The 21,227-nt window shown below is 72.1% G+C and carries 15 protein-coding genes; 9 read left to right on the forward strand and 6 right to left on the reverse strand.

Annotation, left to right across the window (positions count from 1 at the left end; genetic code table 11):
- Positions 1-122: 122 nt before the first annotated feature.
- The 6 genes from ACFYNL_RS29930 (at position 123) to ACFYNL_RS29955 (ending at position 9,165) form a co-directional block, all read left to right on the forward strand.
- Positions 123-2,195, forward strand: a complete 2,073-nt coding sequence (locus ACFYNL_RS29930; RefSeq protein ID WP_388808543.1) for a SpoIIE family protein phosphatase — start codon at positions 123-125, stop codon at positions 2,193-2,195.
- A gap of 35 nt (positions 2,196-2,230) precedes the next feature.
- Positions 2,231-2,989 carry an IclR family transcriptional regulator gene (locus ACFYNL_RS29935; protein ID WP_388808545.1) on the forward strand — a complete coding sequence of 253 codons (759 nt, stop codon included), beginning with the start codon at positions 2,231-2,233 and terminating at the stop codon, positions 2,987-2,989.
- A 103-nt stretch (positions 2,990-3,092) separates the two neighbouring features.
- Positions 3,093-4,241 carry a PP2C family protein-serine/threonine phosphatase gene (locus ACFYNL_RS29940; RefSeq protein ID WP_388808548.1) on the forward strand — a complete coding sequence of 383 codons (1,149 nt, stop codon included), beginning with the start codon at positions 3,093-3,095 and terminating at the stop codon, positions 4,239-4,241.
- A gap of 101 nt (positions 4,242-4,342) precedes the next feature.
- Positions 4,343-7,036, forward strand: a complete 2,694-nt coding sequence (locus ACFYNL_RS29945) for a SpoIIE family protein phosphatase (protein WP_388808550.1) — start codon at positions 4,343-4,345, stop codon at positions 7,034-7,036.
- A gap of 249 nt (positions 7,037-7,285) precedes the next feature.
- Positions 7,286-8,707, forward strand: a complete 1,422-nt coding sequence (locus ACFYNL_RS29950) for a family 43 glycosylhydrolase (RefSeq protein ID WP_388809094.1) — start codon at positions 7,286-7,288, stop codon at positions 8,705-8,707.
- Positions 8,708-8,724: 17 nt separating this feature from the next.
- Positions 8,725-9,165, forward strand: coding sequence for an SRPBCC family protein (locus ACFYNL_RS29955; RefSeq protein ID WP_388808552.1), 441 nt, complete (start codon positions 8,725-8,727; stop codon positions 9,163-9,165).
- A gap of 43 nt (positions 9,166-9,208) precedes the next feature.
- Here the strand turns inward: ACFYNL_RS29955 and ACFYNL_RS29960 are convergent, their stop codons facing one another.
- The 5 genes from ACFYNL_RS29960 to ACFYNL_RS29980 form a co-directional block, all read right to left on the reverse strand.
- Positions 9,209-10,366 (reverse strand): XdhC family protein, encoded by a 1,158-nt coding sequence (locus tag ACFYNL_RS29960; protein ID WP_388808554.1) that lies wholly within the window; start codon positions 10,364-10,366, stop codon positions 9,209-9,211.
- A 79-nt stretch (positions 10,367-10,445) separates the two neighbouring features.
- Positions 10,446-11,903, reverse strand: a complete 1,458-nt coding sequence (locus tag ACFYNL_RS29965) for an NCS2 family permease (RefSeq protein ID WP_388808557.1) — start codon at positions 11,901-11,903, stop codon at positions 10,446-10,448.
- A gap of 240 nt (positions 11,904-12,143) precedes the next feature.
- Entirely contained in the window at positions 12,144-14,528 is a 2,385-nt protein-coding gene (locus ACFYNL_RS29970) for a xanthine dehydrogenase family protein molybdopterin-binding subunit (RefSeq protein ID WP_388808559.1), read from the reverse strand.
- Positions 14,529-14,530: 2 nt separating this feature from the next.
- The gene (locus ACFYNL_RS29975) at positions 14,531-15,115 is read right to left on the reverse strand and encodes a (2Fe-2S)-binding protein (RefSeq protein WP_388808562.1); all 585 of its coding nucleotides are present in this window, start codon (positions 15,113-15,115) and stop codon (positions 14,531-14,533) included.
- On the reverse strand, positions 15,115-16,014 hold the full coding sequence (locus tag ACFYNL_RS29980) for an FAD binding domain-containing protein (protein WP_388808565.1): 900 nt from the start codon (positions 16,012-16,014) through the stop codon (positions 15,115-15,117). The genes ACFYNL_RS29975 and ACFYNL_RS29980 overlap by 1 nt, the downstream gene beginning before the upstream one ends.
- A 379-nt stretch (positions 16,015-16,393) precedes the next feature.
- Here ACFYNL_RS29980 and ACFYNL_RS29985 point away from each other — a divergent pair, with 379 nt between their 5' ends.
- Positions 16,394-18,094 carry a PucR family transcriptional regulator gene (locus ACFYNL_RS29985; protein ID WP_388808568.1) on the forward strand — a complete coding sequence of 567 codons (1,701 nt, stop codon included), beginning with the start codon at positions 16,394-16,396 and terminating at the stop codon, positions 18,092-18,094.
- Positions 18,095-18,257: 163 nt separating this feature from the next.
- Positions 18,258-19,046, forward strand: coding sequence for a hypothetical protein (locus tag ACFYNL_RS29990; RefSeq protein WP_388808571.1), 789 nt, complete (start codon positions 18,258-18,260; stop codon positions 19,044-19,046).
- A 194-nt stretch (positions 19,047-19,240) separates the two neighbouring features.
- Here ACFYNL_RS29990 and ACFYNL_RS29995 read toward each other — a convergent pair whose 3' ends face one another.
- The gene (locus ACFYNL_RS29995) at positions 19,241-20,074 is read right to left on the reverse strand and encodes an FCD domain-containing protein (RefSeq protein ID WP_388808573.1); all 834 of its coding nucleotides are present in this window, start codon (positions 20,072-20,074) and stop codon (positions 19,241-19,243) included.
- 154 nt (positions 20,075-20,228) lie between these two features.
- On the opposite strand from ACFYNL_RS29995, the gene ACFYNL_RS30000 reads away from it, so the two are divergent.
- Positions 20,229-21,080 (forward strand): (2Fe-2S)-binding protein, encoded by an 852-nt coding sequence (locus tag ACFYNL_RS30000; RefSeq protein ID WP_388808576.1) that lies wholly within the window; start codon positions 20,229-20,231, stop codon positions 21,078-21,080.
- Positions 21,081-21,227 lie beyond the last annotated feature (147 nt).

The raw sequence follows: 21,227 nt of genomic DNA on the forward strand, positions 1-21,227 counted from the left end.
GTCGACCGTCCGGACTGGGCAAGGCGCCGGGGCGGAGGGAGCATGGAGGTACCGGTCGTCGCAGTCGGGTACCGGCTGTGGCCGAGTGGCAGGGCCTGCCGGCCGGTGGCCAGGGAGCTGCGATGACAGCGGGATCCGGATCCTTCGAGTCCAGCGGTGGCGGGTACGGCGCGGAGTCGCCCCGGCCGACCGGTCTGCTGGACATGCTGAGTGTTGCCGCGGTGGTGGTGGACGCCGACGGGCGCATCGTGTTCTGGACGCCGCAGGCCGAGGAGTTGTTCGGCTACACCTCCGAGGAGGCGCTCGGCACGTACGCGGCGCGGCTGTTCATCCACCCCCAGCACCTGCCGGCCGTGGCGAAGCTGTTCGCCGAGGTGCTGAAGACCGGCCGCAGCTGGGCGGGGGCCTTCCCGGTGCGGCACAAGGACGGCAGCACCCGGCTGACGGAGTTCCGCAACATGCGGCTGCTGGACGACCTCGGTGACGTCTACGCCCTCGGCATCGCGGCCGACCACTCGCTGCTCCAGCGGGTGGAGACCGATCTGGCCCTGTGCGAGCGGCTGATCAGCCAGTCCCCGATCGGCATCGCCCTCCTCGACCCCGATCTGCACTATCTGCTGGTCAATCAGGCTCTGGAGCGGATCGACGCCACCCCGGCCGAGGAGCACATCGGCCGACGGCTCCGGGAGACCCTGCCCCTGCCGGACATCGACACCATCGAGTCCTCTCTGCGTCAGGTGCTCACCACCGGCACCCCGCTGCTCGACCAGTACCACGTGGGCCGCCCGCCGGCCGACCCGGACACCGAGCACGCCTGGTCCCTGTCCTTCTACCGGCTGGAGGATCCCAGCGGTCGGGTCCTGGGCGCGGCGATCTCGTTCGTCGACGTCACCGAGCGGCACCGCGCCTCCGCCGAGGCCGACCGGGCCCGGCGGCGGCTGGCACTGATCGCCGACGCCTCCACCCGCGTGGGCACCACGCTGGAGGTGGAGCAGACCGCCCATGAGCTGGCCGAGGTCGCCGCTCCGGAGCTGGCGGACGTGGTCGCCGTGGACATCCTCGACTCGGCCCTGGCCTGCCGCCGCAAGCGCAGGCCCGACAACGGGCCCGAGCTCTTCCGGGCCCTCGCCCTCAAGGCGGCGTATCCCAGCGTGGCCCTGCGTGCCGCCGACCCGCCGGGTGACCTGGCCGCCTACGAAGGGGACCGCCTGGTCACCCTGTGCGTGCACACGGCCCGGCCGGTCCTGGTGCGCCATGTCGGTGAGCGCGATCTGCCCCGTATCGCGCGGGACGCCGAGGCCACGACGCTGCTGGCGCGGGCCGGGGTGCACTCGTATCTCGCCGTGCCGTTGATCGCACATGGCGAGGTGCTCGGCGCCCTCGACCTCAAGCGCACCCGCAACCCGGTGCCGTTCGACGAGGACGACGTCGTCCTGGCCAGTGAGCTGGCCAGCCGTGCCGCGGTGGCCATCGACAACGCCCGCTGGTTCCAGAGCGTGCGCAACACCGCGCTGACCCTGCAGCGCAGCCTGCTGCCCGACCACCCGCCCCACCACACCGGTCTGGAACTCGCCTCCCGCTACCAGCCCGCCCAGGCCACCAGCGAGGTCGGCGGTGACTGGTACGACGTGATCCCGCTGACCGACGACAAGACGGCCCTGGTCGTCGGCGACGTCATGGGCAACGGCATCGACGCCGCCGCCACCATGGGCCGGCTGCGCACCGCGACCTGCGCCTACGCGGACCTCGACCTGGAGCCGGCCTCCGTGCTGCAGCACCTGGACAAGATCACCTGCGATCTGGAGCACTACATCGTCACATGCCTGTACGCGGTGTTCGACCCGCGTACCGGGCAGTGCCACATCGCCAACGCCGGACACATGCCGCCCGCGCTGGCCCGCCCCGACCGCCCGCCCGAGCTGCTGGAACTGCCCGCCGGAGCTCCGCTCGGCGTCGGGGGCGTCCCCTTCGAGGCCACCACCGTCGACCTGGGACCCGGTGATCTGCTGGTCCTGTACACCGACGGCCTCGTCGAGACCCGCCACCACCCGATCGACGACCGTCTGGACGTGCTCCTCGGTTTCCTGGACGAGCCGCGCCGCCCCTTGGAGGAGAGCTGCGACCTCCTCCTGTACGGTCTGCGCCACCCAGACGACCACGACGACGTCGCCCTGCTCGTCGCGCGCGTCCTGTAGTTGCCCGTACCGTGCGCCGGGCGCACGCTGTTCGTATGGGTGCGAGTGACGGCCCGACGCTGATCAGCTCCGTGCAGCGGGCCTTCCGGTTGCTGGAGGTGGTGAGCGCGCACGAGAACGGTGCACCGGCGAAGCAACTGGCCCGGGAGGCGGACCTGCCCCTGGCCACGGCGTACCACCTGCTGCGCACGCTGGTCCACGACGGGTACGTGCGCAAGCTCGACGACGGCGGGTTCATCCTGGGCGACCGGCTCCGGACGCTGCACACGGCGGGTCGGACGCAGACGCTGCTGAGCCGGATCCGGCCGACGCTCGCGGCACTGCGGGACGAGCTGTCGACCCCCGCCTACCTCACCTTCTACGAGGAGGGCGAGATCCGGGTCGCCGAGATCGTCGACGGGCCGCGCACCCCCAGGGTCGACCTGTGGGTGGGGTTCGAGGACGCCGGGCACGCCACGGCGCTCGGCAAGTCGGTGCTGCGGGAGCTCGACGAAGAGGCGCGCAAGGACTACCTGTCCCGGCATGCCCTCGCCGACCTGACGCCCAGGACGATCACCCGCACTCCGGAGCTGCTCCGGCGACTGGACTCCTCGCCGCTGGCGCCAGCCGTCACGGACATGGAGGAGTACGCCCTGGGCACGGTGTGTGTCGCGGTGCCGGTGTACAGCGGGAGCACGCTCGGCTCGCTCGGCGTCTCGCTGCGGGCCGACCAGCTCTCCCGTCTGCCGGAGATCAGGGCACGTCTGATCCCGACCGCGAGCCGGGTGACCAGAGGGCTGTCGTTCACTATCTGAAAATCCACGCCTTGTCGCGCCAGGGGTCGAACCTATTCCCTAGACGAAACGGACATTTCCGGGCTACATGCCCCTGCGTACAGGTGAGGACAGCGGACAAGACATGAGCCAGGCTGCAGACCATGGTCCTGATCACTGGCCCAGGCAATGGGTCGCCGCTCTGCCCATACTGCCCCTCCTTCCGATACTGATCGTCTCCGTCATCGTGCTGATCGATGTGATCGGCGGCTCGGGGATGACGTGGCTGCCACTGCTCGCCGCGGCACCCGCGCTCTCGGCGACCACCAACGCGCCGCGCGGTGTGCTGAGCGTGGGAGTGCTCACCGCCGCCGTCGGCGCGGTCCTCGGCATCCGGGACGGCGCCGCGCGCAGCGATCTGGCGGTCGTACTCGCCGCCCTGCTGGCCGTCACGCTGGCGGGCTGCCTGGCCAGCGCGCTGCGCGGACGGCGCGAGCGGGTGCTGGCGGCGGTCCGCTCGGTCGCCGAGGCGGCCCAGCACGCGCTGCTCCAACCGGTGCCAGCGACGGTGGGGCCGTTCCGGGTGGCGGTGCGCTACAGCGCCGCCGCGGCGGAGGCCCGGATCGGCGGCGACCTCTACGCGCTGGTGTCCACGCCGTACGGCGTGCGGATGATCGTCGGCGACGTGCGCGGCAAGGGGCTGCCGGCCGTGGGGACCGCCGCGCTGGTGCTCGGCGTCTTCCGCGAGGCCGCCCACGACGAGCCCGACCTGCTCGCCGTCGTCGCCCGGATCGAGCGCAGCCTGGCGCGCAACCTGGACAGTGACGACTTCGTCACGGCCGTGGTCGCCGGGTACCCGCGGGCGGGCCGGATGGAGGTGGTCAACTGCGGCCACGCCCCGCCGCTGCTGGTGCGCGACGGGGACGTCGTCCCGGTCGAACCGGACCGTCCGACGCCGCCCCTCGGCCTGCGCACGCTCTCGGGGGAGACGCCCGTGCTCCAGGTACTGCCCTTCGCCGACGGCGACCAGTTGCTGCTGTACACGGACGGGGTCACCGAGGCCCGCGACCACGCCCGGGAGTTCTACCCCCTCGCCGAGGGCCTGGCACGGCACGCGTGCGACGAGCCCGCCCGCACCGTCACGGCGCTGCACGACGAGCTCCTGGCCCACGTGGGCGGCCGGCTGCACGACGACGCGGCGCTGCTCCTGCTGCGCATACCGGCCGCCGAGGCGCCGGTCACCGCCTCGCCCGCCGGGGCCGACCCCGATCGGGTGGGGACCCGCTCGCCGTAGCACGACGACTGTCCGCCGCCTGTCCGTACGGCGCCGGGACGGTACCGGCTGCCGCTGACCGTGCCGTGCCCACCTGCGCCGAACGGTGCTAGAAATGAGGCATGGCCGGAATCCTCGGCCGCCTGCGCTCGCTGTTGAGCGCGCGTACCGTCGCCCGGCAGGTCTTCGTGATGCAGGCGGCGATCGTCGTGCTCCTCGTCGTCGCCGCGGTGGTGGCCCTGGTGCTGCAGATCCGCACCGACACCGAGCGGGAAGCCCGCAACCGGTCTTTGGCCGTGGCCGAGTCCTTCGCGAATGCGCCAGGTGTCGTCGAGGCCCTGTCCGAACCGGATCCGACAGTCGTGCTCCAGCCGCGTGCCGAGGCGGCGCGCGAGGCGACCGACGTGGACTTCGTCGTGGTGATGAGCCCGCAGGGGCGCAGGTACACCCACCCCGACCCGGAGCAGATCGGCAAGCAGTTCGTCGGCACGATCGCCCCGGCCGCGGCGGGCGGGGTCGTCCGGGAGACGTACACCGGCACCCTGGGTCCGTCCGTGCGGGCGGTGGTGCCGGTGACGGACGACGGCCGGGTCGTCGGACTGGTGGCGGCCGGGGTGACCCTGGCGAGCGTGAGCGGGCTGGTCGACCATCACCTGCCGGTGCTGCTCGGCTCGGCGGCGGCCGCGCTCGTCGTGGCCACCGGCGGGACCGCGCTGGTCAGCCGACGGCTGCTGCGGCAGACGCACGGGCTGGGGCCCGCCGAGATGACCCGGATGTACGAGCATCACGACGCCGTGCTGCACTCCGTACGGGAGGGCGTGCTGATCCTGGACGGCGAGCGGCGGCTGGCGCTGGCGAACGACGAGGCGCGCCGGCTGCTGGGGCTCTCCGCGGACGCGGAGGGGCGGCTCTGCGCCGACCTGGGCATCGGCCCCGATCTGGCCCGGCTGTTCGCCTCGGGCCGGGACGCCACCGACGAGGTGCATGTGGCGCGGGGCCGGCTGCTGGCGGTGAGCCAGCGGTCGACCGACCGGGACGGCGGGCCGCCCGGCAGCGTGGCCACCCTGCGGGACACCACCGAGCTGCGGACCATGACCGGCAGGGCGGATGTGGCGCAGGAGCGGCTGAAGCTGCTGTACGACGCGGGGCTGGAGATCGGCACCGTCCTCGATGTCACGCGCACCTCTCAGGAGCTGGCCGACTTCGCGGTGCCGCGGTTCGCCGACTTCGTCAGCGTCGATCTGGCGGATCCGGTCCTGCGGGGCGAGGAGCCCAAGGTGGGCCGTACCGACATGCGCCGGGTCGCCTTCCGGGGTGTGCGGGAGGGCAGTCCGCTCTATCCCCTCGGCAAGCTGATCCACTTCGCTCCGTCCACCCCGCAGGCCTTCGGTTTCGGCACCGGCGAGTCGGTGCTGGAGGCGGACATGCCCGCCTTCTCCGGCTGGCAGGAGCAGGACCCGGTGAACGCCCGCCGGATCGTCGACTTCGGGATCCACTCGATGCTGACGGTCCCGTTGCGGGCCCGCGGCGTCATCATGGGCATGGCCACCTTCTGGCGGGCCGAGCGGCCCGAACCCTTCGAGCCGGACGACGTCTCCCTCGCCGAGGAGCTGGTGGCCCGGGCCGCCGTCAGCATCGACAACGCCCGCCGCTACACCCGCGAGCACACCCTGGCTGTGACGCTCCAGCGCAGTCTGTTGCCGCGGGCGCTGCCCGAGCAGAGCGCCCTCGACGTCGCCTACCGCTACCTGCCCGCGCACGCCGCGCAGGGCGGGGTCGGCGGGGACTGGTTCGACGTCATCCCGCTGCCGGGCGCGCGGGTGGCGCTGGTCGTGGGGGACGTGGTGGGGCACGGGCTGCACGCGGCGGCGACGATGGGGCGGCTGCGTACGGCGGTCCACAACTTCTCCGAGCTGGACCTGCCACCCGAGGAACTGCTCGGCCATCTGGACGAGTTGGTCGCCCGTATCGACCAGGACGAGGGCGACGGGGAGGCCGCGCCGGTCACCGGGGCGACCTGTCTGTACGCCGTGTACGACCCGTCCTGCGGGCTGTGCACCCTCTCCCGTGCCGGCCATCTGGAACCGGCCCTCGTGCACCCCGACGGGGCTGTCGAGTTCCCGGCCGTGCCGGGCGGACCGCCGCTGGGCCTGGCCTCCGGCCTGCCCTTCGAGTCGGTCGAGTTGCGGCTGCCCGAGGGCAGCGGGCTGGTCCTGTACACGGACGGGCTGGTCGAGGACCAGGGACGGGACATCGACGAGGGGCTGGCCCTGCTGCGCGGGGCGCTCGCCTCGGCGCCGCCGACGGGCGGCCGGACTCCGGAGGAGACCTGCAAGGAGGTCCTGGAGGCCCTGCTGCCGGAGCGCCCGCGTGACGACGTCGCCCTCGTGGTCGCGCGGACCCGGCTGCTGCCCGCCGACCGTACGGCGGAGTGGGACGTCCCGGGTGATCCCTCGGCCGTGGCCCGGGTGCGGGCGGCGGCCGCGCGGACGCTGGACGAGTGGGGGCTCGCGGAGGAGGCGTTCACGACCGAGCTGATCCTGAGCGAACTGGTCACGAACGCCATGCGCCACGCCACCGGGCCGATCCGCGTCCGCCTCCTTCGCGACCGGGCCCTGATCTGCGAGGTCTCCGACGGCAGCAGCACCGCCCCGCACCTGCGCAGCGCGGCCACGACGGACGAGGGCGGCCGGGGGCTGTTCCTGGTGGCCCAGTTCGCCGAACGCTGGGGCACGCGGTACATGGCGGGCGGCAAGGTGATCTGGACGGAACAGCCGCTGCCGGACGGGCGGGCGGACGTGTCGGCCGAGCCGTGACGGCGGACGCGCGGCGCGAGACGGCGGCTTTGCGGCCACGCGCCGGTTCGTGAAGCTCGACCGGACCGAAGCGTTGACTGGAGCATGTCCCCCTCTTATCTTCTGACCCAATCACGATCGGAATCACGAACCTCGTTCGAAATAGCGGACAAGACGGTCTCGTATGCCACGAACGCCTGACCCGCCCCTGCGGAAGCGCACCCCCTGATCTGGAGAACCCCCTTGAGACGCATAGCCATCCGGCTGCTCATGGCCGTCCTCGTCGGCCTGGCGGCCTGCCTGGTCGGGCCGGCCCCCGCCGCCCAGGCCGCCGTGCCCGCCTCTCCCGCCGTGACCTACACCAACCCGGTCGCGGAGAAGCGGGCCGACCCGCACATCTTCAAGCACACCGACGGCTACTACTACTTCACGGCGACCGTCCCCGAGTACGACCGCATCGTGCTGCGCCGCGCGACCACCATCCAGGGCCTGTCCACGGCCCAGGAGGTCACCATCTGGACCAAGCACACCAGCGGCGTGATGGGCGCGCACATCTGGGCGCCGGAGATCCACTTCATCGACGGCAAGTGGTACGTGTACTTCGCCGCCGGGGCCACCAACGACGTGTGGGCGATCCGGATGTACGTCCTGGAGGGCACCGGCGCCAACCCGCTGACCGCCACCTGGACCGAGAAGGGGCAGATCAGGACCCAGTGGGAGAGCTTCTCGCTGGACGCCACGACCTTCGTCGTCAACGGCGTGCGCTACCTGGCCTGGGCGCAGCGCGATCCGTCGGTGAACAACAACACGGACCTCTACCTCGCGAAGATGGACACCCCGTGGTCCATCACCGGCACCCCGGTGATGCTGTCGCGGCCCACCTACTCCTGGGAGACCGTCGGCTACAAGGTCAACGAGGGCCCGGCGGTGATCCAGCGCGGCGGCAAGGTGTTCATGTCGTACTCGGCGAGCGCCACCGACAGCAACTACTGCCTGGGCCTGCTGTCCGCCTCCGCGAGCGCCGACCTGCTGAACGCGGCCAACTGGACGAAGAGTCCGACGCCCGTGTTCACCAGCAACGCGGCCACCGGTCAGTACGGACCGGGCCACAACTCCTTCACCGTCTCCGAGGACGGAAAGAGCGACGTCCTCGTCTACCACGACCGCAACTACAGGGACATCACCGGCGACCCGCTCAAAGACCCCAACCGCCGCACCCGCGTCCAGAAGCTGTACTGGAAGGCCGACGGCACCCCCGACTTCGGCATCCCGGTGGCCGACGGTGTGACGCCGCAGCGCTTCTCCTCGTACAACTTCGCGGACCGCTTCATCCGGCACTGGGAGTACCGGGCCCGTATCGAGGCGGGCGTCTCGCCGCTCGCGGACTCGCAGTTCCGGGTCGTCACCGGCCTGACCGGCAGCGGCACGGTCTCGCTGGAGTCGACCAACTTCCCGGGCTACTACCTGCGGCACAAGAACCAGGAAGTGTGGCTGGAGAGGAACGACGGATCGGCCCAGTTCAAGGCGGACGCCAGCTTCCACAGGCGGGCCGGGCTGGCCGACTCGGCCGGGGCGTCCTACGAGTCGTACAACCTCGCGGGCCGCTACATCAGGCACTACGCGTACCTGCTGTACGTCCAGACGCCGAGCACCGCCACGGACCGGGCGGACGCCACGTTCTACGCCCAATGATTCCCTAAGATCGTTCCGTGGTCGACTTCCTCCTCGAACGTACGGTTCCGCTCCCTCTGGACGAAGCATGGCGTCGCCTGACGGAGTGGCACCGGCACGGCGAGGCGGTCCCCTTCACCCGCGTCTCGGCGACCACCCCCGAGCCCACCCACGAGGGCACCCTCGTCGTGGCCCGCTCGGGGGTCGGCCCGCTCTCCTTCGACGACCCGATGGAGGTGACCGTGTGGCAGCCACCCGGCGACGACACGCCCGGGCTCTGCCGGCTCGAGAAGCGGGGCCGGGTGGTCACGGGCTGGGCCGAGATCGAGGTGCGGCCCGGGCCGGGAGGGCGTGCGCGGGTGGTGTGGCGGGAGGAGCTGGAGGTGCGTCGGCTGCCGGGGCTCTTCGACGGTGTGCTGGAGCGTACGGCGCGCCATGTGTTCGGGCGAGCCGTGAACCGCCTGCTGCGCGGAGCCTGACCGGTCGTCGCCGGTGCCCTCTCCCGGGCGGCCGTGGCCGTGATCAAGCCACCGACCCGATCCGCCCCGTCGGCTCGGACGTCGACGTGGTGTCGTGGTGGATCGGCGTGTGGGCGCCGGTCAGTGACACCCCGCTGCCGCCGCGTCGGGCGGCGACGATCTCCGAGGCGATCGACAGGGCCGTCTCCTCCGGGGTGCGGGCGCCGAGGTCCAGGCCGATCGGGGAGCGCAGCCGCGCCAGCTCCAGGTCTGTGACGCCGACCTGCCTGAGCCGCTCGTTGCGGTCGAGATGGGTCCGGCGCGAGCCCATCGCGCCCACGTACGCCACCGGCAGCCGTAGGGCGAGCCGCAGCAGCGGTACGTCGAACTTGGCGTCGTGGGTGAGGACGCACAGGACGGTGCGTCCGTCGACCTCCGTGCGCTCCAGATACTGGTGGGGCCATTCCACGACGATCTCGTCCGCCTCCGGGAAGCGGGCCTTCGTGGCGAAGACGGGGCGGGCGTCGCACACCGTCACGTGGTAGTCGAGGAACTTGCCGATCCGCACCAGCGCTGACGCGAAGTCGATCGCGCCGAAGACGATCATCCGGGGCGGCGGGACCGAGGACTCGACCAGCACCGTGAGCGGGGCGCCGCAGCGCGAGCCCTGCTCGCCGATCTCCAGGGTGCCGGTGCGGCCCGCGTCGAGGAACGCCCCCGCCTCCGCCGCGACCGTGCGGTCCAGTTCCGGGTGGGCGCCGAAGCCGCCCTCGTGGGAGCCGTCGGGGCGGACCAGCAGGGCACGGCCCGTCAACTCGGCGGGGCCCCGCACGATCCGTGCCACCGCCGCAGCCCGGGAGCCCGCGGCCGCCCGCAGTGCGGCTGCGAGTACCGGGCGGGCCGGATCGGCGGACCGTACCGGCGTGACCAGGATGTCGATGACGCCCCCGCAGGTCAGGCCGACCGCGAAGGCGTCCTCGTCGCTGTAGCCGAAGCGTTCCAGGACCGTCTCGCCGTCCCTGAGCGCCTGTTGGCACAGCTCGTAGACCGCGCCCTCCACACAGCCGCCGGAGACCGAGCCGATCGCCGTGCCGTCGGCGTCCACCGCGAGCGCGGCGCCGGGCTGGCGGGGCGCGCTGCCGCCGACGGCCACCACGGTGGCCACGGCGAAGTCACGTCCCTGCTCGACCCACCGGTGCAGCTCTTCGGCGATGTCCAGCATCTCTCGGTCTCCTTAACGGCGGATGTGTGGAGGGTGGTTCACCGACTGGCTCTCGGTGAACCGGTGTTCATGTACGGGCCTAGTGCACGCCCATCCAGCTCTCAATGGGATTGAGGGCGAAAAAGACCAGGAAGATGCCTGTCAGGACCCACATGAACGCCCCGACCTCCCGTGCCTTGCCCTGCGCGATCCTGATGGCGACGTAGCTGACGACACCGGCCGCGACACCGGCGGTGATCGAGTACGTGAACGGCATGATCACGACGGTGAGGAACACCGGGATCGCGGTGCCCCGGTCGGCCCAGTCCACGTGCCGCGCGTTCATCATCATCATGGCGCCGATCACCACCAGGGCGGCCGCCGCGACCTCGCCCGGCACGATCGCCGTCAGCGGGGTGAAGAAGAGGCAGGCCGCGAAGAACAGGCCGGTGACGACCGAGGAGAGGCCCGTACGGGCGCCCTCGCCGACGCCGGTCGCCGACTCGACGAACACGGTCTGGCCCGAGGCACCGGACACGCCGCCGATCGCGCCGCCCGCGCCGTCGATGAACAGCGCCTTGGACAGGCCCGGCATCCGGCCCTTGTCGTCGGCCAGCTTGGCCTCGGTGCCGACGCCGATGATCGTCGCCATCGCGTCGAAGAACCCGGCGAGCACCAGGGTGAACACGATCATGCCGACCGTCATCGCGCCGACCTCGCCCCAGCCGCCGAACTCGACGTTGCCGAAGATGGAGAAGTCGGGCATGGAGACGGCGCTGCCGTGCAGTTCGGGGGCTCCGCCGGCCCACTGCTCGGGGTCGATGGCGCCGAGTGCGTTGAGGGTGACGGCGAGGACGGTGCCGCCGACGATGCCGATCAGGATGGCGCCGGGGATGCCGCGGGCCTGCAGCATGAAGATCGCTAGGAGGGTGACCGCGAAGAGCAGCACGGGCCAGCCGGCCAGTTCACCGGCGGGGCCGAGGGTGACCGGGGTGGCCTCGCCCTGGTGCACGAAGCCGGCCTTGTAGAAGCCGATCAGGGCGACGAACAGGCCGATGCCCATGGTGATGGCGTGCTTGAGGGCGAGCGGGATGGCGTTCATGATCATCTCGCGCAGGCCGGTGACGACCAGCAGCATGATGACGACGCCGTACATCACGCACATGCCCATGGCCTGCGGCCAGGTCATCTGCGGGGCGACCTGCGAGGCGAGCACGCCGGAGACGGACAGGCCGGCGGCGAGGGCGAGCGGCACCTTGCCGAAGAAGCCCATCAGCAGCGTGGTGAGGGCCGCCGCGAACGCGGTCGCGGTGATCAGTGCCTGCTGGGCGAGGGTGTCCCCCGCGGAGTCCTTGCCGGACAGGATCAGCGGGTTGAGCAGGAGGATGTACGCCATCGCCATGAAGGTGGTGACGCCGCCGCGCACCTCGCGCGCGACGGTGGATCCTCTGTGGGATATGTGGAAGTACCGGTCGAGCCACGACCTGCCGGCGGGGACGCGGGTGCCTTCTCCCGCGTCTTCGGCTGAGGTCGTGGGCTCCAGTGACTGCTGGGTCATGTGGGCCTACTCCCAAGGTTCAAAGGGGCACCCGCATCGGAACCCTGACGGGCTGCGGGATTTGGGAAGGTGCTTCGGCCGCACGACCCGGGGGACGGCCCGAGGCGAACGAAAGGGATCTCTAGCACGGGTACTTGCTCCTCGACCGCCGCGAGCGGTGCGGCGTGCCGAGTACTCCGGGCGGCGCGGCGGAGTGTGTGACGTTCCCTGCGCCGCCCGGAGGGTATTGCGGGTTCTTCCTTACGCCGTACCGGTGAGGTGTTCCGGCCGTACCGGCGTGCGGTTGAGCTCCAGCCCGGTCGCGTTCCGGATCGCCGCGAGGACGGCCGGTGTCGACGACAGGGTGGGGGCCTCGCCGATGCCCCGCAGCCCGTACGGGGCGTGGTCGTCGGCGAGTTCGAGCACGTCGACGGGGATGGTCGGCGTGTCGAGGATCGTGGGGATCAGGTAGTCCGTGAAGGACGGGTTCCTGACCTTGGCCGTCTTGGGGTCGACGATGATCTCCTCCATGACCGCCACGCCGAGGCCCTGGGTCGTACCGCCCTGGATCTGGCCGATGACGGACAGCGGGTTGAGCGCCTTGCCGACGTCCTGGGCGCAGGCCAGCTCGATCACCTTCACCAGGCCGAGTTCGGTGTCGACCTCGACGACGGCGCGGTGCGCGGCGAAGGAGTACTGGACGTGGCCGAAGCCCTGGCCGGTGCGCAGGTCGAAGGCCTCGGTCGGGCGGTGCCGCCACTCGGCCTCCACCTCGACGCTCTCGCCTTCGAGGACGTCCACGAGGTCGGCGAGGACCTCGCCGCCGTCGGTGACGACCTTGCCGCCCTCCAGGAGCAGTTCGGCGGTGGCCCAGGCGGGGTGGTAGGAGCCGAACTTGCGGCGCCCGATCTCAAGGACCTTCTCGCGGACCAGCTCGCAGGAGTTCTTGACCGCGCCGCCGGTGACGTACGTCTGCCGGGAGGCGGACGTGGAGCCGGCGCTGCCCACCTGGGTGTCGGCGGGGTGGATGGTCACCTGGGTGACGCCGAGTTCGGTGCGGGCGATCTGCGCGTGGACGGTGACACCGCCCTGGCCGACCTCCGCCATGGCCGTGTGCACGGTGGCCACGGGCTCACCGGCGATGACCTCCATGCGCACCTTGGCGGTGGAGTAGTCGTCGAAGCCCTCGGAGAAGCCGACGTTCTTGATGCCGACCGCGTAGCCGATGCCGCGGACGACGCCTTCGCCGTGCGTGGTGTTGGACAGGCCGCCCGGCAGCTGCCGTACGTCCGCGCCCTCGCTGGACTCCCACTGGCGCTCCGGCGGCAGGGGCATCGCCTTGACGCGGCGCAGGAGTTCGGCGACCGGCGCCGGGGAGTCGACGGGCTGGCCCGTCGGCATGATCGTCCCCTGCTCCATGGCGTTCAGCTGCCGGAACTCCACCCGGTCCATGCCGACCGCGTCGGCCAGCTTGTCCATCTGCGCCTCGTAGGCGAAGCACGCCTGGACCGCGCCGAAGCCGCGCATCGCGCCGCACGGCGGGTTGTTGGTGTACAGGGCGATGGCCTCGATGTCGACGTCGTCGACCACGTACGGGCCGATCGACAGCGAGGAGGCGTTGCCGACGACCGCCGGGGAGGCGGAGGCGTACGCGCCGCCGTCCAGCACGATGCGGCACTTGACGTGGGTGAGCTTGCCGTCCTTCGTGGCGCCGTGCTCGTAGTACAGCTTGGCGGGGTGGCGGTGGACGTGTCCGAAGAAGGACTCGAACCGGTTGTAGACGATCTTGACCGGCTTGCCGGTGCGCAGTGCCAGCAGGCAGGCGTGGATCTGCATCGACAGGTCCTCGCGGCCGCCGAAGGCGCCGCCGACGCCGGACAGCGTCATGCGGACCTTGCTCTCGGGCAGGCCGAGCACGGGCGCGATCTGCCGCAGGTCGGAGTGCAGCCACTGGGTGGCGATGTAGAGGTGGACGCCGCCGTCCTCGTCCGGCACCGCGAGACCCGACTCGGGCCCGAGGAAGGCCTGGTCCTGCATACCGAAGGTGTACTCGCCGCTGACGACGAAATCGGCCCTGCGGGCCGCCTCTTCGGCGTTGCCGCGGATGATCGGCTGACGGTGCACGATGTTCGGGTGCGGCACATGACCGCAGTGGTGGTCGTCGCGGTTCTCGTGGATGAGGATCGCGTCGGGGGCGGTCGCGGAGGCCTCGTCGGTGATGACGGGCAGCTCGCGGTACTCGACCTTGATCTTGGCGGCGGCGCGGCGGGCCGTCTCCGGGTGGTCGGCGGCGACGATCGCGACCGGCTCACCGTGGTGGCGTACCTTGCCGTGCGCGAGGACCGGCGTGTCCTGGATCTCCAGGCCGTAGTTCTTCACGTCGGTCGGCAGGTCGTCGTACGTCATGACGGCGTAGACGCCCGCCATGGCGAGGGCCTCGCTCGTGTCGATGGACACGATCTCGGCATGCGCGACGGTGGAGCGCAGGATCTGCCCCCAGAGCATGTCCTCGTGCCACATGTCGGAGGAGTACGCGAACTCGCCGGTGACCTTGAGGGTGCCGTCCGGACGGAGCGTGGACTCGCCGATGCCGCCCTTGGTCCGGGAGCCCTGCGTGATCTTCGTCGGAGCGCCGTTGGTGGGCATGATCAGACCGCCTCTCCCTGCCGGGCGGCCGCGAGGCGGACCGCGTCCATGATCTTCTCGTAGCCCGTGCAGCGGCACAGGTTGCCCGACAGGGCCTCGCGGATGTCCGCGTCGGTCGGGTTCGGGTTGCGCTCCAGCATCTCGTCGGCGGCGACCAGCAGACCCGGGGTGCAGAAGCCGCACTGGACGGCGCCGGCGTCGATGAACGCCTGCTGGATCGGGGAGAGTTCGGTGCCCTCGCCGGTGTGCGAGTCCTGGCCCTTGGCGGACCAGCCCTGGGCGTCCTGCACGGACGTGCCGCAGGCACCGGAGGCGCAACCGCCGCCCTCCGCACGCTGCTTGGCGTAGTCGGCGAGCCCCTCGACGGTGACGACCTCGCGGCCCTCGACCTGCCCGGCGGCGACCAGGCACGAACACACCGGCACACCGTCCAGCCGGACCGTGCAGGACCCGCACTCGCCCTGCTCGCAGGCGTTCTTCGAGCCCGGCAGACCGAGCCGCTCGCGCAGCACGTACAGCAGGGACTCGCCCTCCCAGACGTCGTCGGCTTCCTGCGGACGTCCGTTGACAGTGAAGTTGACGCGCATCAGGCGACACTCCCTTCCTGATTGGTCGTGCCGTCGGTGCCGCGGTACGACTCCCAGGTCCAGGTCAGCGTGCGGCGGGCCATGATGCCGACCGCGTGGCGGCGGTAGCTCGCCGTGCCCCGGACGTCGTCGATCGGGTTGCAGGCGGCGGAGCACAGGTCCGCGAACTGCTTGGCGACCGACGGGGTGATGATCTTTCCGTTGTCCCAGAAGCCGCCCTCTTCGAGCGCCGCGTTCAGGAACTCCTCGGCGGCCTTGGCCCGGACGGGCGTGGGAGCGGCCGAACCGATCCCGGTACGGACGGTCCGCGTCTCGGGGTGCAGCGCGAGCCCGAAGGCGCACACGGCGATGACCATCGCGTTGCGGGTGCCCACCTTGGAGTACTGCTGCGGCCCGTCGGCCTTCTTGATGTGCACGGCCCGGATGAGCTCGTCGGCCGCGAGCGCGTTGCGCTTGACGCCGGTGTAGAACTCGTCGATCGGGATACGGCGGCTGCCGCGTACCGACTCGACCTCGACCTCGGCGCCGGCCGCCAGCAGGGCGGGGTGGGCGTCTCCGGCCGGGGAGGCGGTGCCGAGGTTGCCGCCGACGCCGCCGCGGTTGCGGATCTGCGGGGAGGCGACCGTGTGCGAGGCCAGGGCGAGGCCCGGCAGCTCGGCGCGCAGGTGCTCCATGATCTGGGTGTACGGGACGGAGGCGCCGAGCCGCACGCTGTCCTCGCCGACCTCCCACTCGTAGAGGTCGCCGATGCGGTTCAGGTCGAGCAGGTACTCGGGCCGGCGGTGGTCGAAGTTGATCTCGACCATCACATCGGTGCCACCCGCAATCGGCACAGCGGTGGGGTGCTCGGCCTTAGCGGCGAGCGCCTCCTCCCAGCTGGCGGGGCGAAGGAAGTCCATGACCGGCTCTCTTCTTCTTCGTCTCGTGGGTCGTACGGTTTGAGCCAGATCAGGTGCGGCGGGCCCGGCTCGTTCATGTGCTGTTCACGCGGATCGACGTCAGTACACAGCGCCGTCCTCCACCGGGGTCAGTCACGGAAACCATGAAGGAGTTGGCTGGCCACGGAGGTCATCTTGTAGATTCGTATGAACGGGGGCCACCAGTAACCTCCCCGTTTTTCCGTGGAAACGTGAGACACACCCCTTGTGACCAGGGACACAGCCGGCACCCGGCCCGGCGGACGGCGGTCGTCACTCACCGGCCCGCAGTGCGGGCCGCTCACCACACGAGCCACTGGATCCATCGTAGATTTCGAGACAAAGAACGGCGGCGACGAGAATGCGGCTGCGCGCACTGCTGGACACCGACGCGCTGGGCCTCAGGCTGCTCGGCGGCGAGGACGAGCTGGACCGCACCGTGCGCGGTGTGATGACCACCGACCTCAGGGACCCCAGCCGCTACCTCTCGGGCGGTGAGCTGGTGCTCACCGGGCTGGCCTGGCGCCGGGGCCCCGCGGACTCCGAGCCGTTCGTACGCATCCTGGCGCAGGCCGGGGTGGCGGCTCTGGCGGCCGGTGAGGCCGAGCTGGGGGACGTCCCGGACGACCTGGTGACGGCCTGCGCCCACCACCGGCTGCCGCTCTTCGCGGTGCACGAGTCGGTGGCGTTCGCGACGATCACCGAGCATGTCGTACGGCAGGTCAGCGGCGAGCGGGCCGGGGACCTCGCGGCCGTCGTCGACCGGCACCGCCGCATGATGACGTCGGGCCCGACGGGCGGCGGCCCGGACGTGGTGCTCGACCTGCTCGGCTCCGACCTGGACCTGCGGGCGTGGGTGCTGTCGCCGACGGGGCGGCTCATCGCTGGCTCGAAGGTGTCGGGCCCGGCACTGCCGGCCGAACTGTGCGCGCGGCTGGCCTCGGAGCACCTGGCGGCCGCCCGCACGGGCCGGCGCGGCCCGCACCGGGTGGCCCTCGGCACCACCCCGTACTCCCTCTTCCCGATCCGCAGCTGGGGGCACCGCCCAGCGGCAGCGGGGGAAGGCCGCTCCCCGCAGGCCGCGCGGGACGTGCGCGAGACGGTCCTGTCGGACTGGGTGCTGGCCGTGGACGCGGACGCGAGCGACTGGCCCGAGGAGCGCCTCGACCTCCTGCAGGGCGTGACCCAGCTGATCGCGGTGGAGCGGGACCGCAGGGACGCGGCACGCACGGTCCGCCGGCGTCTGGCGCAGGAGGTGCTGGAGCTGGTCCAGACGGGCGCGGCTCCCGCCGAGATCGCCGCGCGCCTGCGGGTCGCGGCGCCGGTGCTGCTGCCGGGCCTGGGGGCGGCCCCGCACTGGCAGGTGGTCGTCGCCCGCGTGGAGTGGGAGGGCGGGGACGTCGAGACGGGCCCGGTCGCCCAGTCCCTGCTGGAGGAGATCCTGGTCGACCCGCGGGCGACCGGCCCCGAACCCTCCGACCGCATCGCCGTGGCGCACACCGGCGACGAGGCCATCGCGCTGGTCCCGCTCCCCGCGGTCTCCGCGGAGCACGACGGCTCCGAGGCGGGGATCCTCGCCGACGCGCTCCTGGAGGCGGTCCGCGGCCCGCTGTCGGCGGGCCTGGACGACGACGGCCGGGTCACGCTCGGCGTGAGCGCCGCCGTGCACTCGGCGGAGGGCCTGCGCGGCGCCCTGGAGGAGGCCCGCCACGCCCGCCGGGTGGCGGCGGCGCGCACCGGCCGGGTCTGCGCGGCCGGTCACCAGGAACTGGCCTCGCACGTGCTGCTGCTGCCCTTCGTCCCGGACGACGTGCGCCGGGCCTTCACAGCCCGCCTCCTGGACCCGCTGCGCGACTACGACCGCCGTCACCGCGCCGAGCTGATCCCCACCCTGGAGGCGTTCCTGGAGTGCGACGGCTCCTGGACGCGCTGCGCGACCCGGCTGCACCTGCACGTCAACACGCTGCGCTACCGGGTCGGGCGGATCGAGCAGTTGACGGGCCGGGACCTCTCGCGCCTGGAGGACAAGCTGGACTTCTTCCTGGCATTGCGGATGAGTTGACCCTCGGGGAGCCCGAGGGAACCGGGGCGCGGATGGCACCAAGTGCCGCCGCTGTCCCACGACTTTGTGAAATCCTTCACCCACCCTCTTGGCCGGGCGCGCCGATTCGTGCTGAGATGCCGCCACCACTCAACAGCTCGATGGCGTGCTCGGGGAGGGCGAGGTGGCGCATACCGCCATGTCTGGTAACGGAACGACCGCAGGCGACGATCCACTCCAGACCGCGGTATGGCGGTTGCGCTCCCGCGCCTGCTGGGCGGACGCGGCGGCCCTGCTCCAGCCGGTGACCGCGCCGGCCGCGCTCCAGCGGGCGGCACTGCTGGTGGAACGGTGTCTGTACACCGAGCAGGGCTGGGAGGAGGCCGAGGACGCGCTGCGCACGGCCGAGGCGCTCGCCCACACCGACGAGGAACGGGGCGCGGCCGCTTGTGAACGCGGGCAACTTGCGTACGCGGCGACCCTGCACTCGGTGCGCGACCGGGCCGACGAGGCGCGGGCCGCGCTCGGGCGGGCGGCGGCGCTGATCCCGCCGGGGGCGGCGGGGCGGGCCCTGCTGGACTTCCGGCGGGGGCTGCTGGCGGAGAACCTGGCGCGTTCGCCGCAGGCGGCGCGGGCGGCCTACCGCCGGGCGCACGCGGGCGCGACCGCGCACGCCGATCCCCTCCTGCTGTCCTTCACCTGGCGCCACCTGGCCGGACTCGCCCTGCGCGACGGGGAGTTGGCGGAGGCACGGCACGGCTTCGCCGAGTCCCTGCGAATCCGCGAGGAGCTGGGATATCTGGTGGGCACGGCCCCGGCCCTGGTCTCCCTGGCCGAGACGGAGCCGGAGCCGGAGGCCTCACGGCTGCGCGAGGAGGCCGGACGGCTGTTCCGCCTGCTGGGCGGTGTCCCGACGTGGCTGTCCCGCCAGCTGGCGGCGGCGCCACCGGCCGCGGGGGCGGCCACGGCGTGATACGGCGGCACAGGGCCCGTCGTTCGCTTGGGTTCGGCTGAGGCGAACGGCTGCGTTCAGCCGAGCCGAGCGGGTCCCGGCGCGTGCGGCTGCGAGGCGGCGCGGGACGACGACCCGACTGGGGGCACCCCTCCGGGAGCGCGCGTCCACTCCCGGACGCCGGCCGATCCGAACGACAGGCCCTGCGCCGGCCGTCAGCGCGCCCCGGCGAAGTGCTCCCCCACCAGCGACCGCACCACGTCCTCCTCGCGGGCGATCAACGCGTCCAGGAGCGCGGTGTGTTCCGCCGCGTCCGCGATGAGGTCGGCGCGGCCGCGGGCGGCGGGGCGGACCGGTCGCACCAGGGGCCACTGGGCACGGCGGTGGAGGTCGTCGGCGATCCGGACGAGTTGCTCGTTGCCGCACAGGGAGAGCACGGCACGGTGGAACGTACGGTCCGATTCGGCGTACGTCGCCGGACAGCCGGTCGACGCCGCGCGCACCGTCGCCTCGGCCAACGGGCGTAGTTCCGTCCAGCGTTCGGCGGGGACGCTGCGGGCGAGGCGGAGCATCACCGGGATCTCGATCAGCGCGCGGACCTCGGCCAGTTCGGCCAGTTCCCGGGCGCCGCGTTCCACGATCCGGAAGCCCCGGTTGGGGACGACCTCCACGGCACCCTCCAGCGCCAGCTGCTGCATGGCCTCGCGGACCGGGGTCGCCGAGACGCCGAAGCGCTCACCGAGGGCGGGGGCGGAGTAGACCGCGCCGGGGGTCAGCTCGCCGGTGACGAGCGCGGTGCGCAGGGCGTCGAGGATCTGCCCCCGCACGGAGGCCCGCTGGACGACCGGCCGGGGTCGTGGGACGGGCTGCTCACTGTGCGTGTGCTCGCCACGGGCCGTCGGCGCCGGGACGGCGGGGCCCGGGTCCAGGTCGGCGGCCGGTGCGGCCGTCCCCTGCGGCGGCACCCGGGGCGGGCCGGTACGGGCCCGCGGGGCCTCGTGGTGCTGAGGAGTGCCCGTGGCCGCGGAGCCCTGCGCGCCCTGCTTCACGGGTCCTCCTGCGGATGTGTCGGCACTTGGGGTCATTACTGCGGGTTGTTACTCGTCCGTCAAGCACCATAGGCGCAGAACTCGACAGTTCAAACCGCACCGATCTCAGGTAAGGTAAGCCTTACCTTAAAGTCTCGCGGATCGGCGGTCCTCCATGCCCGTGCCTTCCTCGGCCCTCGCGGACGCCCACACCCGGCTCGCCGAGGTCCTCCCCGGGCTCGACATCGTCCAGCCACCGCCCGGCGAGCAGCTCCCGCGGCACGCCGGCTGGGTCGCCGCCACCTCCCTCGCCTCGGGCGACAGCGGCCTCGACAAGTTCCTGGCCTGGGATGACGCACAGGTGCGACGGGACTACGGACAGTCGGGCCGCCCGGATGTGATCGCGAGCTTCGGCCTCCACCGCTACGCCTGGCCGGCCTGCCTGCTGATCACCGTGCCGTGGTTCCTGCTCCGCCGCGTCCCCCGCTACCCCGTGACGCATGTCTCGTACGACCGCACGGCCCCCGGTCTGTCCATGGGCCGCCTGGCGGCCCGCCCGGCCGGCTTCTCCTGCCTGCCCGGCGATCCGGCGGCCACGCTGCACGGCGCCAGGGTCGTCCCCGACGAGGAGGCGCTGCGCGCGGAGGTGCGGGCCGCCGTCGCCGAGCACCTCGAACCCGTCCTCGGCGGCTTCGGACCCCGCATGCGGCGGCGCGGGCGGGCCCTGTGGGGCATGGTGACCGACGAGGTCGTCGAGGGCCTGTGGTACGTCGCCCACCTGCTCGGCGACGACGAGCGGGACCGGGCGAGGCGCGAGCTGGAGCTGCTGCTGCCGGGCGCGACGAAGCCGTACGTCGGCTCGGCCGCCTTCCGTGAACTGACCGGGCCGAACGGCGAGTCGCTGCCCACCCGGGACCGGGCGAGCTGCTGCATGTTCTACACGCTGCGCCCGGAGGACGCCTGCGCCACATGCCCCCGCACCTGTGACGCCGACCGGGTCACCAGGCTTGTGGCAGCGGCGAGTTGAGGGCTCCTGGGATCGGGGCGTACGGCTTCGTGCCGTAAGATCACCCGCGAGCGCGACCCTCGTTGCGGTTACAGGCGTTTCACAAATCCCTCACGCGGCACGGGAACTTTTCCTGGAACCACCCGTACGGGTAGTCTTGTTCGAACT

It is taken from the genome of Streptomyces sp. NPDC007808 (assembly GCF_042868655.1).
Classification (GTDB): domain Bacteria; phylum Actinomycetota; class Actinomycetes; order Streptomycetales; family Streptomycetaceae; genus Streptomyces.

What these genes read in the sequence shown, in the direction of transcription:
- ACFYNL_RS29930 (WP_388808543.1), top strand. Translation starts at nt 123, where the DNA reads ATGACAGCGGGATCCGGATCCTTCGAGTCCAGCGGTGGCGGGTACGGC.
- ACFYNL_RS29935 (WP_388808545.1), top strand. Translation starts at nt 2,231, where the DNA reads ATGGGTGCGAGTGACGGCCCGACGCTGATCAGCTCCGTGCAGCGGGCC.
- ACFYNL_RS29940 (WP_388808548.1), top strand. Translation starts at nt 3,093, where the DNA reads ATGAGCCAGGCTGCAGACCATGGTCCTGATCACTGGCCCAGGCAATGG.
- ACFYNL_RS29945 (WP_388808550.1), top strand. Translation starts at nt 4,343, where the DNA reads ATGGCCGGAATCCTCGGCCGCCTGCGCTCGCTGTTGAGCGCGCGTACC.
- ACFYNL_RS29950 (WP_388809094.1), top strand. Translation starts at nt 7,286, where the DNA reads ATGGCCGTCCTCGTCGGCCTGGCGGCCTGCCTGGTCGGGCCGGCCCCC.
- ACFYNL_RS29960 (WP_388808554.1), bottom strand. Translation starts at nt 10,366, where the DNA reads ATGCTGGACATCGCCGAAGAGCTGCACCGGTGGGTCGAGCAGGGACGT.
- ACFYNL_RS29965 (WP_388808557.1), bottom strand. Translation starts at nt 11,903, where the DNA reads ATGACCCAGCAGTCACTGGAGCCCACGACCTCAGCCGAAGACGCGGGA.
- ACFYNL_RS29970 (WP_388808559.1), bottom strand. Translation starts at nt 14,528, where the DNA reads ATGCCCACCAACGGCGCTCCGACGAAGATCACGCAGGGCTCCCGGACC.
- ACFYNL_RS29975 (WP_388808562.1), bottom strand. Translation starts at nt 15,115, where the DNA reads ATGCGCGTCAACTTCACTGTCAACGGACGTCCGCAGGAAGCCGACGAC.
- ACFYNL_RS29980 (WP_388808565.1), bottom strand. Translation starts at nt 16,014, where the DNA reads ATGGACTTCCTTCGCCCCGCCAGCTGGGAGGAGGCGCTCGCCGCTAAG.
- ACFYNL_RS29985 (WP_388808568.1), top strand. Translation starts at nt 16,394, where the DNA reads ATGCGGCTGCGCGCACTGCTGGACACCGACGCGCTGGGCCTCAGGCTG.
- ACFYNL_RS30000 (WP_388808576.1), top strand. Translation starts at nt 20,229, where the DNA reads ATGCCCGTGCCTTCCTCGGCCCTCGCGGACGCCCACACCCGGCTCGCC.